Source organism: Salinibacterium sp. SWN1162 (assembly GCF_015864675.1).
Lineage (GTDB): Bacteria > Actinomycetota > Actinomycetes > Actinomycetales > Microbacteriaceae > Rhodoglobus.
This window is the reverse complement of record NZ_JADYWT010000001.1, coordinates 433950-449529: the sequence shown is the minus strand read 5'-3', so window position 1 is coordinate 449529 and position 15580 is coordinate 433950. Positions and strand designations below refer to the sequence as shown.

At 60.3% G+C, this 15580-nt stretch carries 9 protein-coding genes; 3 read left to right on the top strand and 6 right to left on the bottom strand.

Annotation, left to right across the window (positions count from 1 at the left end):
• Window positions 1-270: 270 nt before the first annotated feature.
• Complete coding sequence (locus I6E58_RS02145) at window positions 271-7533, bottom strand: SdrD B-like domain-containing protein (protein WP_197129888.1); 7263 nt, start codon at window positions 7531-7533, stop codon at window positions 271-273.
• A gap of 422 nt (window positions 7534-7955) precedes the next feature.
• Between I6E58_RS02145 and I6E58_RS02140 the strand changes: the two genes are divergently transcribed.
• Both I6E58_RS02140 and I6E58_RS02135 read left to right on the top strand, forming a co-directional pair.
• Entirely contained in the window at window positions 7956-9413 is a 1458-nt protein-coding gene (locus I6E58_RS02140) for an MFS transporter (RefSeq protein WP_129072496.1), read from the top strand.
• A gap of 69 nt (window positions 9414-9482) precedes the next feature.
• Window positions 9483-9959 (top strand): MarR family winged helix-turn-helix transcriptional regulator, encoded by a 477-nt coding sequence (locus I6E58_RS02135; RefSeq protein ID WP_197129886.1) that lies wholly within the window; start codon window positions 9483-9485, stop codon window positions 9957-9959.
• Window positions 9960-9989: 30 nt separating this feature from the next.
• Here I6E58_RS02135 and I6E58_RS02130 read toward each other — a convergent pair whose 3' ends face one another.
• From I6E58_RS02130 to I6E58_RS02120, 3 genes are all read right to left on the bottom strand, one after another.
• Window positions 9990-10514 carry a VanZ family protein gene (locus I6E58_RS02130; RefSeq protein WP_197129883.1) on the bottom strand — a complete coding sequence of 175 codons (525 nt, stop codon included), beginning with the start codon at window positions 10512-10514 and terminating at the stop codon, window positions 9990-9992.
• Between the two features lie 112 nt (window positions 10515-10626).
• A complete protein-coding gene (locus I6E58_RS14505; RefSeq protein WP_374189178.1) occupies window positions 10627-11850 on the bottom strand; it encodes a polysaccharide pyruvyl transferase family protein in 1224 nt (407 codons plus the stop codon).
• A gap of 18 nt (window positions 11851-11868) precedes the next feature.
• On the bottom strand, window positions 11869-12288 hold the full coding sequence (locus I6E58_RS02120) for a hypothetical protein (RefSeq protein ID WP_197129878.1): 420 nt from the start codon (window positions 12286-12288) through the stop codon (window positions 11869-11871).
• 481 nt (window positions 12289-12769) lie between these two features.
• On the opposite strand from I6E58_RS02120, the gene I6E58_RS14285 reads away from it, so the two are divergent.
• On the top strand, window positions 12770-12895 hold the full coding sequence (locus tag I6E58_RS14285) for a hypothetical protein (RefSeq protein WP_255531447.1): 126 nt from the start codon (window positions 12770-12772) through the stop codon (window positions 12893-12895).
• 160 nt (window positions 12896-13055) lie between these two features.
• Here the strand turns inward: I6E58_RS14285 and I6E58_RS02115 are convergent, their stop codons facing one another.
• Entirely contained in the window at window positions 13056-14138 is a 1083-nt protein-coding gene (locus tag I6E58_RS02115; RefSeq protein ID WP_197129875.1) for a glycosyltransferase family 4 protein, read from the bottom strand.
• 44 nt (window positions 14139-14182) lie between these two features.
• The gene (locus tag I6E58_RS02110; RefSeq protein ID WP_197129872.1) at window positions 14183-15511 is read right to left on the bottom strand and encodes a hypothetical protein; all 1329 of its coding nucleotides are present in this window, start codon (window positions 15509-15511) and stop codon (window positions 14183-14185) included.
• Window positions 15512-15580 lie beyond the last annotated feature (69 nt).

The window sequence follows — 15580 nt, the reverse complement described above, 5'->3', positions numbered from 1 at the left end:
CAACTCGGGTGTTCTCGGGTATGTAGCGCTGCAGTCGAGTCCCCCATAGAGAGGACCCAGTTGTAACACTGCTACCCAAGGTACGCGACACCCGATGATCCCTGCAGCCCTAGTAAGCGGGTGAAATGGGTTGTCTATGTCCCCCGAAAAGTCCCCCAAACCGCTGACTCCTGAAAAAACAGCGGTTAACAGGCCCGCCCACGACACAAACGCGGCGAGAGTGCAGGCAACTAGCCCCGCACTCTCGCCGCGATCAGGCGCGAATTTGTACTACTTACCTGTCGTTAGCGCAGCCACTGCAGGCGCCGTGGCAGTGCCCGCTCGCCGACGTGGGCGAGTGAGCGCGAACCCCAGCAGCAGAAGCAGAACCGCGAGCCCTCCTCCGAGAGCAATGTTGGATCCGGTGAACGCCAACATAAGGTTCGTCAGCCCCTGAATAACCGACCGCGAGCCGAACGCCGGCAGCTCGACCGTTGATGAGGTTCCGGTCGACGGACGGTAGTCCGAACTCACCGAACTCAGATCGACCGTTGCGGTGTAGGTTCCCGCCGGCAGATTCGTGAGAACCCACGCGCCGTCGGCGTCAGTGACCACGGTGATAGTGACGGGACCGTTTGGCCCGGCCCACACCACATCAACCGTGGCGTTCGGGATGCCCAACTCGCCCGTGTCACGAACTCCGTCACCATCCGCATCATCGAACACAGCACCGATCAAGGTGGCACTCCCGATGACGATGAAGTCGACATCGAGCAGCGTCTCTCCGGAGACCAACGTTGCCGTGGTGTCGAAGAAGTCGCCACCATCAAGATCAGCGCTGGGCACGTATCCCTCGGGGAGCGTTGTGGGGTCATACGAGACCTGCACTTCTCCGGCCGGCAGCCCCTCTTCGAGGTAGTTGCCGTTCTCATCTGTTGTCGCCGTAATGACGATGTCATCAGCCGTGCCGAACACTCCATCGGTGCCGGGGCTGGTGATGGTGATCACGATTCCCGGAAGGCCGGGCTCGTTCGCACCCTGAACGCCATCATTGTCGACGTCGAGCCAGAGCAGATCGCCTACTCCCGCGTCGCCGGCGTAACCGAAGTCCTGCTCCAGGTTGGCTTCGCCCGCCGAAAGCACCAGCTGCGACGCATCATCAGCGCCACCATCGGGATCGGCGGTCGCTGCTACTCCAGCCGGCAAGTTCGCCAGCTCCACCGTGAAGGTTCCTGTCGGAAGGTGCTCGAAGAGGTAGTTGCCACTCGCATCCGTCGTTGTCGTGAACACAACGTCGTCGGGGGTACCGAGCAGACCGTCGAGGCCAGCCCACGTCAGCGTCACCCCAACCTCGGGGATTCCCACTTCGTCAGCGTCAACGACGCCGTCACTGTTCTGGTCGAGCCACACCGTGTCACCGAGCGAACCAGTCGCGGCGTAACCGAAGTCGATGGTGTCGAGATCGGTGTCAGCCGGCAGCGATACTGCCGTAGTCGAGTTCGCTGCGACTCCTGAAGCTGGCGTGCCGGGCGTGGGCGTGTTCGTGCCAGCATCCGCGTCGAACGATGGAAGAAGTCCCGCCGGCAGCGTTGCTGTGTCTACCGTTACCGAGTAGTTGCCCTCAGGAAGACCGCCGAAGAAATACTCTCCGTTGTCGTCGGTGGTTTCGACGAACGTCACGTCATCGCCACCGCCGGCAACGCCGTCTGCGCCAAACCAGACCAGAGTCACGTCGACACCGGCAAGACCTGGCTCACCGGCATCCTGCACACCGTCGTTATTCAGATCGAGCCACACGAGATCTGAAATGCTCGAGTCGCCGTTGTAGCCGAAGTCCTGGTTGAGGTCGGAGGCGTCGAGGGTGGTCTGCGATTGGCCGCCTAATCCTTCGGTTGCCGCATCGTCGTCATAGGTTTGAGCGAATCCCGAAGGGATTCCCGCCGTTACTTCAACGAGGTACTCGCCGTCAGGAATGTTGATGATGATCCAGTCACCATCAGCATCGGTCTGAGCTGTGTACACGACGTCGGTGTTGGTGCCAGTTCCGCCCGCGACGCCGTCGGCACCGAAGTAGGTGACGCTGATGTCGACGTTTCCGAGGCCAGGCTCTCCCACGTTCTGAACACCGTCAGAGTTACGGTCCCACCACACACGGTCTCCAATTACAGAGTCTGCGAAGTAACCGAAGTCAACGCTCGTCACCGCATCTCCGACAGAGATAGAGACCGGAGTCTGCGAGTTGTTGTTTCCGTCGCTGTCGAAGCTGTTGACAACACCGTCGGGCAATCCGCCCAAAACCTCGACCGAGTAGTCACCCGGCAGCAGGTTGGTGAAGGAGTAGGCGCCCAGCGCATCCGTGGTCGTGAGGAACACGCCGTCGTCGCCGTTGCCTTCAATGCCGTCGTTACCGAACCACGTCAACTGCAGTTGAGCGCCGTTGATGCCGCGCTCGGTGGGGTCTTGAACGCCATCGTTGTTGCGGTCGAGCCACACGTAGTCACCGATGGATGCGGTGCCGTTGTATCCGAAGTCCTGATCAGTACGGTCCTCGCCGGCCGTCAATGCGGTTGTCGACGTTGCGCTCGTTCCCCCATTGGGGTCAGAAACGACGGCGTATCCGGCGGGCAGGTCGCTCACCGTGACGGAGTAGGGACCAGCGGGCAAATTGTTGACCGTGTAGTTTCCGTCGGCATCCGTGGTGGTCGTGACGGTTACGTTGTCTGCGGTCGTTGCGAGGTCGCCATCCTGTCCGCCGAAGACGACCGTGACAGTCGCATCGGGAAGGCCTGGCTCATTTGAATCTTGGATGCCATCCGAGTTCTGATCGAACCAGATGTAGTCGCCGATGGAGCCTGTACCGGTGTAACCGAAGTCGACATCGCGTTCCTCGCCATTTTCGGCGAGCGCACCCTGCCACACACCGTTTGGCGTGACCGTGGTGCCATCGAAGTCGTAGCTTGCTGTCATTCCCGCGGGAAGCGTTGCGGCGTCTACCGTGACGCGGTAGATGCCACTGGGCAGGCTTTGTACAAGGTACTCACCTTCGCTGTCGGTGACGGTGTTGTACGTCTTATCGTCGGGAGTGCCGAACGTGCCGTCGGCACCCAATCCGACCACCGTGACACCGACGTTCGCGAGCCCCGGCTCAGTGGGATCTTGCACACCGTCGTTGTTGACGTCGTACCAGATGTAGTTTCCGATCGAGGCGAGATCGAGTTCGATGCTCACCACATCGGCGGTTACATCGTCGTATTCGTTGTAGTCGATCGCGGGATCTCGGTCTGCAGCTGGCACACCGAAGTATCCGGAGATATCCGCGGTATTGACGATCTCTGCGCCGGTCAGCACTGCGTCGCTCCCGCTGAGAAGAGGCATCGTCACTGTGTAGGTGATCTCCACAGAGTCGCCGACAGCGATGGGGCCTGGGATGCTCCAGCTCAGGGTTCCATCGGAGGGGTCAGAGTCGGTGTTCGTGACACCGGCCGGGTCTACCGAAGTGAAATCGGTAACGCGGTCATCCGGAGTATCCGTGACAGTGACGTCATAGGCTGGCGCGGTGCCCGTGTTGGTCACGATGACCGTGTACTCAAGGGCATCACCGGGCTTGGCGCGGCGAGTGTCGGAGTCGGCCGTCTGATCTTCGACAGCCTTGTCAATCGTGAGCGTCGGCTCGACAATCTGCGTGTTCGCGGTCGACGGGGTTCCGTCGTTGGCAAAGTCTGCCGGGGCCGGCACTGTCGTCGGCGTTCCATCGACGAGGTTTTCGTCATTCCAGTACGGACGAACCGTGTTCACGAGCGTGCTGCCATCTGTCGCAGCCGTCGTCACGATGCCGGTGTAGCTGAACGTGATGACACGATCTTCAGCCACAGCCGGGTCGAAGTCACCAATGGAAAAACCAATGGTGCGGTCACTCGTGCTCGGAGCACCAATGAGGTCAACTTCCTCACTGCACGCGGAGCCATCCTGATCGCAGACAGCGTCATCGTTGAAGGCGCCGAACCGCACGTTGGCCGGCATCGTGTCGATGATGGTGACGTCGTCTGCGAGGACGCCCGACGGGATAGTCACGTCGACGGTATAGGTCACGGCCTCGCCGATCGTGCGCGTCTCCGGAGTTGCCGTCTTGTTGACGCCCACGCCCGGTGTCTGCAGCGTGACAATGCTGGAGTCTTGGTACCCGCCCTCTTCTGTTCCGAGGGCAGATTCTGACGTGCGCTCGTCGGGAACTTCTCCGGCGATCGAAGTGGTGGTCGCATCCGCCGTGTTTACGATGGTGGCACCACCGCGCAAGGGGTTAACGACCTCGACGCTGTAGGTGAAATCGGGGCCTGCGCCCGGCGCGATGCTCGCGACAGTGAAGGTAATCGTGCGCTCGCTTTGATCCCACACTCCGCCGCCGGGGAGCGTCGCATCAGCCGTGACGGGGTCGCCGGTGCCGTTGAGAGGCTGGACCGTATCCGGCAGAGTGTCGACGATGACCGTGTCGTGAGCAGTCGACACATTGGATGCGCTGCTGTTGCGCAGTGCGAGCGTGTATTCGATGACGTCACCCGCTGCGACCATGCCGTCTACGGCATTACTGCTCTTCTGCAGGCTGATGTCCGGCTCCACGATGGTTGTCGTGACGCTGTCGCTCACCCCGGAATCGCTCGAGCCATCGACGTGATCCCACGCAAACGTAGCGTTATTGGAGACGACGTCGCTGCGGACAGGGCCGCTGGCATCGAGCACGCGCACAACAATCGTGAGCACGATGAGATCGTCACCGGTGCCAGCCGCGTTCACGTAGGTCGCCCCCAACGGCGCGGTTACGAGCTGGCCGTTCACGGTCGCGTTCTGCTCCAAGCCTCCATCAACGGTAAAGGTCGGATCACCCACGATCTCGAGGTCGTCGCTGATGATGTCCGTCACGGCGGGGTCGCCGAACGCGCTCGTGCCTTCGGGAATCGTCGTGGTCACCGTGTAGGTGATGAGTTCGCCGATCGTTGCTTCGGAGGCGGCGTTGTTTCCACCCTCGTCGATCGAGGTTGTCGCCGTCTTGACGACGGTGGGGCGCTCGACACTAGCGGTCGCCGTGTCGGTCGCCTCATCGCTGTTGGCGTCGTCTTCGAGAGTCGGATCGATATTGTTCTCGGGAACGTATACCTGTGGGCCACCGTTGTTGGTGTCGCCTTCGTAGTTGCGAACACCGGTGGTGTTGAGAAACACATCGCCTAGCGACGAATCTGCCGGGGTGATCACGTCGTAGGTCACGGTGTAGCTATCACCGGCAGCGACGGGGCCGGGGACAGTCCACTCAATGGAGCCTCCGGAACAGAGCCCACCATCACTGATGTTGCCGGTCGGGATGTCGGAGCATTCCAGAAGCGCCGGCAAATTGTCTCGGATCGAGATGTTCTCGGCCGCTTGGCTTCCGTCGTTGGTCACAGTGATGGAGTAAGTCACCCGATCAGTCGCCTGCACCGTGAGGGTATCGACAGGCGCGCCGCTGATCGGATTCGTGTTGAGCTCTGTGATGCCTTTGGCCACAGTGACGATCGGCTTTTCGACGAGTGTGTCGGCCTGATCGCGCAGCTGGAACACATCGCCGGCGCTGTTCTCGTACGTCATTTTCATGATGTTCGCGGTAATCGAACCATCAGTGATCGCGGCAGGGTCGCTGATCCGGGCGGAAATAAGAACCTGGAATTCGGCTGAAGCATCGACGTCGCCCACGTTCCAGCTGAGCAGAGGTGAGCCCGCGTCGTTGGAGAAGACGATGCCATCGGCTGCCGTCAAGGTGCTGGCCGAGGTGTACTCGAAAGCTTCATACGTAAAACCGGCGGGAAGGAAGTCGGCCACGGCAACGTCAAGAGAGTCGAGAATTCCGGGGAAGTCAACGGTCAATTCGTAGCACACGAGGTCGCCGGGATGGAACGGGCCAGTAACGGTCTCGCTGAAAGCCAGGCCAGATTCAGCCCCACAGGTAGTCGCGATATCCGCCGGCTGAGCGACGCGCTTGTTTATGCTGACGCCCTGCGCGGTCTGGCCTGCGCTCGACTCATCGATCACAGGAAGGGTCGAAGTGTTCGCGCCGCTGTCGGTGATGACTTCCGCGGTCCCCACCAGGGTGACCGAGTTCGTCCACGAGTCGTTGGAACTCACCGGGCCACCACCGTTGCGGTAGTCGGTGCGGGCCTCTGTCGTCACCGTGATCGTTCGAGATTCTGATGCGGCCACAAAACCGGGGAAATCCCACGACAGAGTGATGGTGCCGTCGGCATTCGTCACCGCTGAATCAGCGGCCGGCGCGCTGGACTTGTAGTCAAGGCCATCCGGGATTGTATCGACGATCGTGAAGTTGCTCGTAGATAGCGCGTATTCCGAGGACTGGAAGTCGAGCGACCAGATGCTCGTACCACCCTGCGCGATGGCCGGCTGATCGACGGACTTCTGAATGGCGACGTCTTCGGCAGTCACCGTCGCAGTGTCGTCATCGGTGTACACCGACGCCCCGTAGGTTCCCGTGGCAACCGCGTAGTTCTTGAGTTGCTGCTCTTCTTCGGTGAGTGGACCCGTGTTGTTGTCGAGGTTCGCGGTGGCGTTCAGCGCCGATGCTTCGTTCTCCCGCAGCGGGATAGCAGCGGCGTACTTAATGGTGAGCGTCGCGCCGGCGACGATAGTGCCGAGAGAAGTCCACTCCACCTTTGTGTAAACAGCGTTAGGGAGCGGACCCGCTCCGTCGGGGTCAACGGTCACCGTCGAAGTCGTGGGGACGAAACCGTTGCAATCAACAGCAGCCGGCAACGGGGTGTCGTCGATGCGACCGGAACCGGTGTACTCCTCGTCGGTTCCCGCAGTGTTGTCTTGGCTGGTGCATCCGAGGAATTCAAGCCCCGCCGGCAAGTAGTCGACGATCGAAAAATTGGTGCTGTCGTTAACGCTGTTGTTGGTGATTTCGAGCGTATAGACCGTTTTGTTGTCGTGAACGCCGCGCTGGAGTTCCCCCTCGGTACTCGGTTCGCGCTTCTTGAGCTCGAAGGGCACCAACGTGGTGGTGGAAGTCGCCGTGTCCCACCCGGTGCGAGTGTCTTCGTCAACCTCGCCGGTTTCAAGATCGAACTCAACGACAATGCGCGGGTTGGAGTTAACAAACGCTTCCGCGTCGTTTGTGAACGTGGCATCCACGTCATAAGTGAGAAGGTCATACGCAAAGGAGTAGGTCAGCGGCAGCACGATGCCTGCTGAAAGGTCAGCGACGTTGCTCCAAATTACCTTGGTCGTTCCATCCGACAACAGGATCTGTTCACTCACGGGGTAGGTCGAGTCGGTGAGCGTAGCGCCCACCGGCAGGATGTCAGTGAAAGTCAGGTTGTAGGCGTTGATCGCTGGCACCGATGACTGCTGCACCGAGAGCGTGACCGACACGTCGCTGCCGTACAGAGTGGAGGCACTCACCTCACTCGTGAGCTGCACATCGGGAACGCCCGCCGCGGTCGCAACGGCGGCGGGAACAGTGATGCTCGCCACCACGAGGGCTACGGCGAGCAGAGAGTGCGTAAAAAACTTCACAGGTATGGCCTTAAATCGCGGGTGAGGCGGTCGGATCGGGTCAGCGAATGAAAAGAGACCATTCGGGAGACATCGAAGACAGGTATACGAAACCGTCTACGTCTTCGAAAGTACCCCGATTTGTCCCCCACCGCAGCAATTCGTTACCAAATGATACAAATTGTGCGCACGCCACCATGATGAAAAATCCCCGTAAACATAGGGCTGCCGCGGTGATGACAGCCACGAGCACTCGGCGTTCGCCGAGGTCGGATCTCCGGTCGCGCCACCTTCGACTGGGCTTGCTCCCTAGGCCATGAATCAGTCTTTCAGCGAAAAAGTGGTCTAGTTCATGCCGCTGATGATGGCATGCTGCTCAGCGCTCAACCGGCGCGCTGCGGCGTGAGCCCCCATTATTTACTGCACACCACTAGCCTGTTCGCATGAAGGACAACACTGGCGACAACGACGCCCCCAGCACCCCGGCTGTTCCGCGCGTCTCGAACACGCGCGCGATTGGCACGGTCGGGCAAGGCCTCATCACGGAATCGGCGATTCCGAAGAGTCGCGTGCGCGCGTGGGCGCTCTGGGATTGGGGTTCCGCAGCGTTCAACGCGGTTGTCACAACCTTCGTGTTCAGCACCTACCTCGCGAGTGGACTGTTCATCGATCCCGAGATCGTGGCCGCAGCGGCAGGCGACGACAAGAACCCGGCGCTCGTTCTTGCCCAGGCAAGCAACACGACCGTGATCTCTGGCGCCCTAACCATTGCCGGAATTCTCGTTGCCCTTTTGGCGCCCATCTTGGGGCAGCGCTCTGACGGCTCCGGTCGCCGCAAGCTGTGGCTCGCGATCAACACCGGCTTAGTCGTGGTGGCGATGGGGGCAATGTTCTTCGTCGTACCGATCCCCTCCTATATCTACCTGGGCGCCGCGCTGTTGGCGGCCGGCAACATCTTCTTCGAGTTCGCGAGCGTCAACTACAACGCGATGCTCGTGCAGGTCTCCACCCCTAAGACGGTGGGCCGCGTCTCGGGCTTCGGCTGGGGCATGGGTTACATCGGCGGCATCGTGCTGCTGATCATCCTGCTCGTGTTGTTCATTCAGAACTTCGGCAGCGATACGGGCAACGGCCTGCTCAACGTGCCGTTTGGTTCGGATGGCGGAGCCCTCGACATCCGCTTTGCCATTCTGGCCTCGGCGGCCTGGTTCGCCATCTTCGCGATCCCGGTGTTGATTGCTGTGCCGGAGATTCCCGCCGGTGCTCGCGAGAACCGGGTGAGTTTCTTCGCCAGCTACGCCAAGCTTTTTGGCACCATCAAGACTCTCGCCAAGAAGAGCCCGCAGGTGCTCATGTTCTTGCTCGCGAGCGCGGTGTTCCGCGATGGCCTCGCCGCCGTCTTCACGTTCGGCGCGATCATTGCCGCGCAAGTGTTCGGCTTCAGCCCTAGTGAGGTCATCTACTTCGCGGTCGCCGCTAACCTCGTGGCCGGTATCGGAACCTTTATTGGCGGATGGCTCGACGACAAGTTGGGCGCCAAGAACGTGATCATCGGCTCACTGATCGGTCTCGTGCTCGCCGGTCTCGCTGTGCTCTTCGTCGGCGACGCCAAGACCGGGTTCTGGATTGCTGGCCTCTTCTTGACCCTCTTCGTCGGACCGGTGCAGGCAGCAAGCCGCAGCTTCCTTGCCCGCATCACACCGGTCGGGCGCGAGGGCGAGATCTTCGGTCTCTATGCCACCACGGGTCGCGCCGTGAGCTTCTTGGCTCCCGGCCTCTTTACTCTCTTTGTGGCGATGACGGGAGACACGCGCTTCGGCATCATCGGAATCGTGATCGTGCTGCTCGCGGGCCTCGTGCTGATGCTGCCGGTGAAAGCGAAGCAGTCGGTGATCGACTAGTTCGCGATCGTCGTTGGTAGTTCTGGGCTGGTTGGCTTCGTGCACTGAGAACAGGAGTAATCTCAGATTATGGACACGCAACAACCCATCAGTTATTGGGTGAAGGTCGTTGACCGCATCATCGACGACCTCTTCGCCCTCACCCTCGAAGAGCACGGCATCACTCGCCGCCAGTGGCAACTTCTTGTCGTGCTCGTCAAGGGGCCCGCAGGCATCGATCGACTCGATATCGAGATCGCGCCGTTCTTGCTGCCCAAGAAAGCTGTGGCCCCGATAGCACCCGCGCTTGATCCACACACCACATCGCGGGAGTCGCTGGATGAGCTGGTGGAAAGCGACTGGCTCACGACGGACGGCTCGCTGTTTGATCTCACCGAGCGCGGTCGTGGTGTGGTGGAGCGCCTCGCGGCGGTAATCGCGGGCGAACGCACTAAGGCGACTGCGGGCGTTACCGACGAGCAGTACCGAACGACGGTGACCGTGCTCGAGACGATGGCCAAGAACTTGCACGCGCAGCTTCAGGGAGCGGCCTCGCCCACACCGTAGCCTCGCGGCCCAATGCTGCTGGCGTAGCGCCTAGTAGGGACCGCTGCCGCGTCGCGCTAAATAGCGGCGGCGGGATCGTTCGGCATGCTGACGGTCATGCTCAACGAGGGTGTCGCGGTGCGCGACGAGCAACCGGATGAGGATGGCGGCGAGCGCTCCGAGGAGAAAGCCGGTGGTGTTAGAGACCAGGTCTCGCACCTCGGGGTAGCGCGAGGGCAGAAAGAGCAGCTGGCTGAGCTCGATAGCGGCCGACATCAGGGTGCCGGCGAAGAGCAGCATCCACCAGTGGCGGCGAGCCAGAAGCATGGCCAGCAGGATGCCGAGCGGCACGAACATCAGGATGTTGCCGATGAACTCGATGGTGAGGTAGTTGACGCTGAGCGGCACCCCACGGCTGTGAAGCGCTTCAAGCAGGCGATAGGCCACGCGTGACACCGTGCCGGTGCCCGGCATTTGCGGAGTCAGCGTAATCGCGGCCACAAACAGCGCGTACCCCACGAACAGCACTCCCGTAATGCGGCGCCGAAAACGCGTAGCGCGGGGCCCTTCGTGCACGTGCCTACCCCCAAATAGTGAATGCCAAGCCTATCGCGCGCTGCGGGGTTCGACTTCTGGGGGATGCCGCCCACACTTGGCGATCCGGCTCATCTACTCGGGGCTTTGCCCTTCAGGCCTTTGACATCCACCTCATAGAATCCGCGACCACGGCTGGCCTAAATTCGATGTTGCTCGCTTGTCGAACCGCGATCAATTCGCGAAGCGCCGCTGTCGTCTGCTCAACTTCGACAGACTGCTCCAGGGGGAACACTCTTCCGAGCGGCCCGAACCATGTGAATTGTCCCGAGAACTTGCCCAGATACTCCAGCCCGACAGTAGGCACACCACTCGCAAGCGCCCCGACACAAGCATGCATTCTTCCTGAGACGACTCCTTCGGCCCCGCCCAGTACTGCCTTAGCTTCGCCCGCGGACTCCGGCGTAAATACCGTTAAGGATCGGCCGCTCTGTACCCCCACGGCGGCAGCAATTTCACCGCAAAGTTCGACATCGCCGGGCCGCGCACGCAAATCGTGAGGGAGCAACAGAACTTCGTAATCTGCAAGGAACTCCGCAGCAACTCGTGACCAGAAATCTATTAGCTCATCGCGCGAGTACCACCCGAGCGTCTGGAAGTGGGCGTTAGGCGAAAGGCATATATACGGCCCCATGGCGTCAACAGCGTCTTTCGTGCGGCGGGATGAGATCTTCGGTGCCAGGGCGCCGATATCGGGTGCGACACCTACCTCGCGGCCCAACAAGCGCTGCGCGCGCTCTTGAGAGAGCTCGTCCCTCGCCCAGAGTTCAACCTCTCTCGGTAACGACCGCAGTAGGCGAAGCGCCACCCGACTCGGGGCAGGAGTGATGCTGAAGTTCACCAGAGCGGCACGGTTTCCTGCGCGCGCAGACTGACTAAGCGCTGCGACTTGGAGCGCTAAGTATCCGTGCAAATAGTCTCCGCTTATGGTGTCAGCTCCAATCGCGTACAAGTCGGCTCCGGCAAACTGCATCTGTCCACGCTTTCGGAGCAGTCCCGTCTTACCGAACCGGAGCGAATCTACCGATTTCACTGGGCCCATTTGCGAATCGACAGGCCATTCGTCGACGGATCCCGGGGCCCAAAAAACAACCGATTTGTTCATGCCAGCTGCCACCGCCGCCGTTCCAGCTCGAAGCGCATCATCCCCTAGAGAACCGTGAGCTGCGCACAACAAGACATTCGCCTGCGTCGAGCTCTCCAGGCCGACACTCTCTTGAATCTCGCGGAACCCACGGGTGCTATTACCCAGAACTGCCAGACCGCGATCTAGGCGGTCGCGCACTTTACGGGCAAATCGTATAGCTGCACTTTTCATTGTTTCGCTCTCCCGCATCTACTCTGTCTCGACAACTTGTGAAACCTGGCCTTCAGCACGCACTAACCACGCAGCGAATGCGGCGTTGGCGACGCTGACCAATGCGTAACCCCAGATAGCGCCCGAGAGGTCATCGAGAACATACCCGCCCACGGGGAGGATCAGCGCACCAACAGTTTGAACAACCCGATACAGCAACAGGCGTCGTGCCGAGAAATGCGCTCGGCCAACGAGGTAGTAGAGCATTCCCAGAAAATTACTTCCGACAAAAATCGCTACGGGTAATGCGTAACTCGCGAGCGCGTTCAGCACGCTGGCGTCTAACCAGTCGACGGCTGCTAGGGCGGAAAGAGCAAGATAGGCTGCACCCCCAATAACTGCAGCCCCCAACGATGCGGCGGCGAAAGTGCGCCCCGATGAGAACACACGGATGTTCACCCGCCCCAATAGTGGCCGGACCGGATTTAGCATCAGTCGCACGGGGAGCGCGGCGCTGGACACCGCTCGATACACCCCAAATTTCGCTGTCCCCAATAACGGAGCTAGCAACAACGGCACGCCTACGGACCCAAGGTCGGACAGGGCAGAGTCGACAAGAAGAACGCTGATCGATTCTTTGTGCGCTCGAAACCATCGGCGGGGGCCAAACCGCCGATCAATTCTCGGTCGCTCAGAAAGCAGAACAGCGGCTAACGAGGAAGACATCCAGGCAAGAGCGAGGGCCGTCAACGTGGAAACGATTTCTTGAAAGCCCCAAAAAGACAAAACCATCACTACGGCCCCGACCACATCCGCGGGGCCGACCAGCCGGAAGTGGTTGACCGCTACGGAAAAGTACCGAGCCCCGAGACGGTAGGTGGTGAGGAAGATCGCCACCCCAAAGCTGAGCCCCAGAACCGGCGCTCCGGAGGCAGCCCCGATGACGGCCGTTACTATGAAGGCTGAGGAAGCGACGGTAATTAAAGCTGTGCAGTACGCCGCCCAGGCAACCCGTGCACGCCCAGTTCGCGTTGACCGGATCCACGCTTCGGCGATCGTCGAGTAAGTAACCGACGACGCAATGGCGAACGCGATGTAATAGAGAGAAAATACGCCGTAGTCCGGCGGTGTGAGAGCTAGTATCGCGACTATTTGAACGGTGCTGGTGTTTATCGCACCATAGATAGACTGTCGCGCTGTGACCCCCCTTACCTTTCTCGCTTGCGTCATTGTCGCGGTGCTTTCGCCAATAGCCGCGTTGCAGAGAGGATGTCTGAACTCACTCTGTCCCATGAGTAAGAAGAGTGGGCGGCTTCGATCCCGCGCTCAGAGAGCGATTGATACAGCGCCGGATCAGAAATCAGCCCCTCGATCGCGTCAGCGAAGTCTTCCACGCTCATCCCCCGCGCAAGAACACCGCCGCCTGAATCAAGAACTTGCTCTCGCAGGCCCCCGACCGGCGTTGCCACGATCGGAATACCAGAGGTCAAAGCAAGGCCGATCACCCCAGATTGGCTAGCGTCGTCATACGGGAGCGCCAAAATATCGAACGAATCTATGACACCCGGAATATCCTCGTCAGCGACCCATCCGCTATTGACGCCTGCCCGCGCTTGCCCGAGCAGCGTTCGCTCGAGGGCCGTCAGCCGCCCCCGTCCGTAGAGTGAGAGCCGGACCGGAAACCCACGTTCCCTCAGCAGAACGATCGCTCCGGCCAGGCGCGCGATTCCTTTGTACGCTTCGATTCGGCCGAAGAAGCCAACGGTGAACGTTGCGTTCTTCGGTTCCCTCGCGTTGAGCGCTTGATTCGACGAGCCACGCGCACCAAGGACCGTGTCAAAAACCGGGACTCGTGCAGCCAGTCCAGCCGCCTTGAGTTCCTGGGCTGAAGCCACGGAGTACGTCATAACGCCGTCGGTCGCCTTGAGAGAGATACGAGATACGAGGTCCAAAAACCGGCTCTTGTCTCCCGAGTGGCGAGTTGCATCGTGAACGCTAGTGAGCACTCGAATACCGAAGAGCCGGGCGAGGATTCGCGGTACAAGTTGCAGCGGGTGATCCATCACCTCGTAAATGACATCAATCGAATGAGTACGGCAAAAACGAATCAGTCTCCAGGCGGTTGCCGGTTGTGCGATTAGGCGCCTAAATAGTCGCCCCCTCCCCGAGGAAAATCTGTGGCCACCGACGACGAGTCGGGGAACCGGAAGCAACCCCAAATTCTGCGCTGATTCACTGGACACGTCGAAACTCACCGCTATGTCGGCAGATTCGCTCGAGAGGAACGCTCGTGCGATCTCCACTTGCATCTGAGGCCCCGCACCTCGTGTACCCCAATGCGATATCAAGATTTTCATTCGACTCTGCGCTCCCGAGTCGATCCAGAATGGACGCGTTCTCGGCCGCTCTCACCCTTCCCCGTGTGAGTGCGGTCCCGCCACAAACCGACCGCGACTCCGGCAAGAGGAATCATGAGAACCAATGCATTCGGCCTGAGACGAGCGAGTATCCCATAGTTGCCGATACTCAGCATGAGGGCGAGAAGCACAACCGCGGCGACGATGAGCAGGATTGGTGAGGCCGTGAGGTCGTCGAGCGGACCACCCCCCGGTCGCGTTAGCCTACGCCCCCGCACGATAGCTTGCGCGGCCAGGGCAAGCACGACGAGCCAGATCGTGCCTTCCATAACGGCCAACAGCATGACTCCGCTCAACTCAAATTCCCATGGAAACGGCCCCAAGAGGACGCGCGGTGCGGTTGTCAGTAAGACTTCGGAAAGCGAAGCGTTGTATCCGAGCCCGCCGAAACCACTCGCAGCGATCGAGGAGAGTTCCGCAGTCGCTGTCACAACTCTTTCCTCATTGATGCCAACGGTCGATTCCAGAATCTGCAATATGCGCGGGAACGCAATGACGGCCGCGCTGACAAGCGCGATGCGCAACAGCGCTGAATATTTCGATGCTTGAAGAGCGACGAAAACGCCACCAACGCAGAGCGCAAAAAACACTGCGAGCGCGAATGATTCGCGGACCCAGTACAACGAGATCAAGAACGGCGCCCCCGCGATGAGGTACCAAACTCGTCGGCTGCGCACGAAACGCAGCATGCACAGGGTTGCCGCCGATACCGCGAACATCGAGAAAGATTCACGGAGGATCACAGGCACCCAGATGACGATAGAGGGCAGTACGGCCGTCGCAAGTGCGGCAGCGTTGACAGAGCGGGCCTTTGCCCGGGCGTCGAGTTGGAACGAATCAGCGACTTCTTCGGTCGTTCCAGCGACGGTTGTGACCAGCAACGCATGAAACAGGATATTCAGTGCGATTGGGACTAAAGGTGTGTTGCCAGCAATCGCGTAGAGTCCCCCCAAAAGCCAGATGTACCCCTCTTTCCCTGCAACGTAATCTACCGATTGGCTCGAGGTTCCATTGAGAAAGTCGGCCGCGCCCACGCCAAGTGCGTGCCACGTCGTTTGGTCGTTGGTCAAATAGGGCTCGAGCGAGGTATTCACGATGAGTAGGCCCACGCTAGCGAGCACCGACAGCACAACCGGCACCCCTATATTGGCCGATCGCACAGAACGAACGCTCGTCACCAACACGAACGTGCCACACAAAATCAGAATCAGCAGTGACGCAAACCCCGGAAAGTCGAGTGCGCCTTGCGTTACAGGAACCCTCATTGAGCAAGGCATTTCAAGCGAAAACGCCACAGCCCCAATGGATAGGCGATCACAGAATTCGCCTTTTCG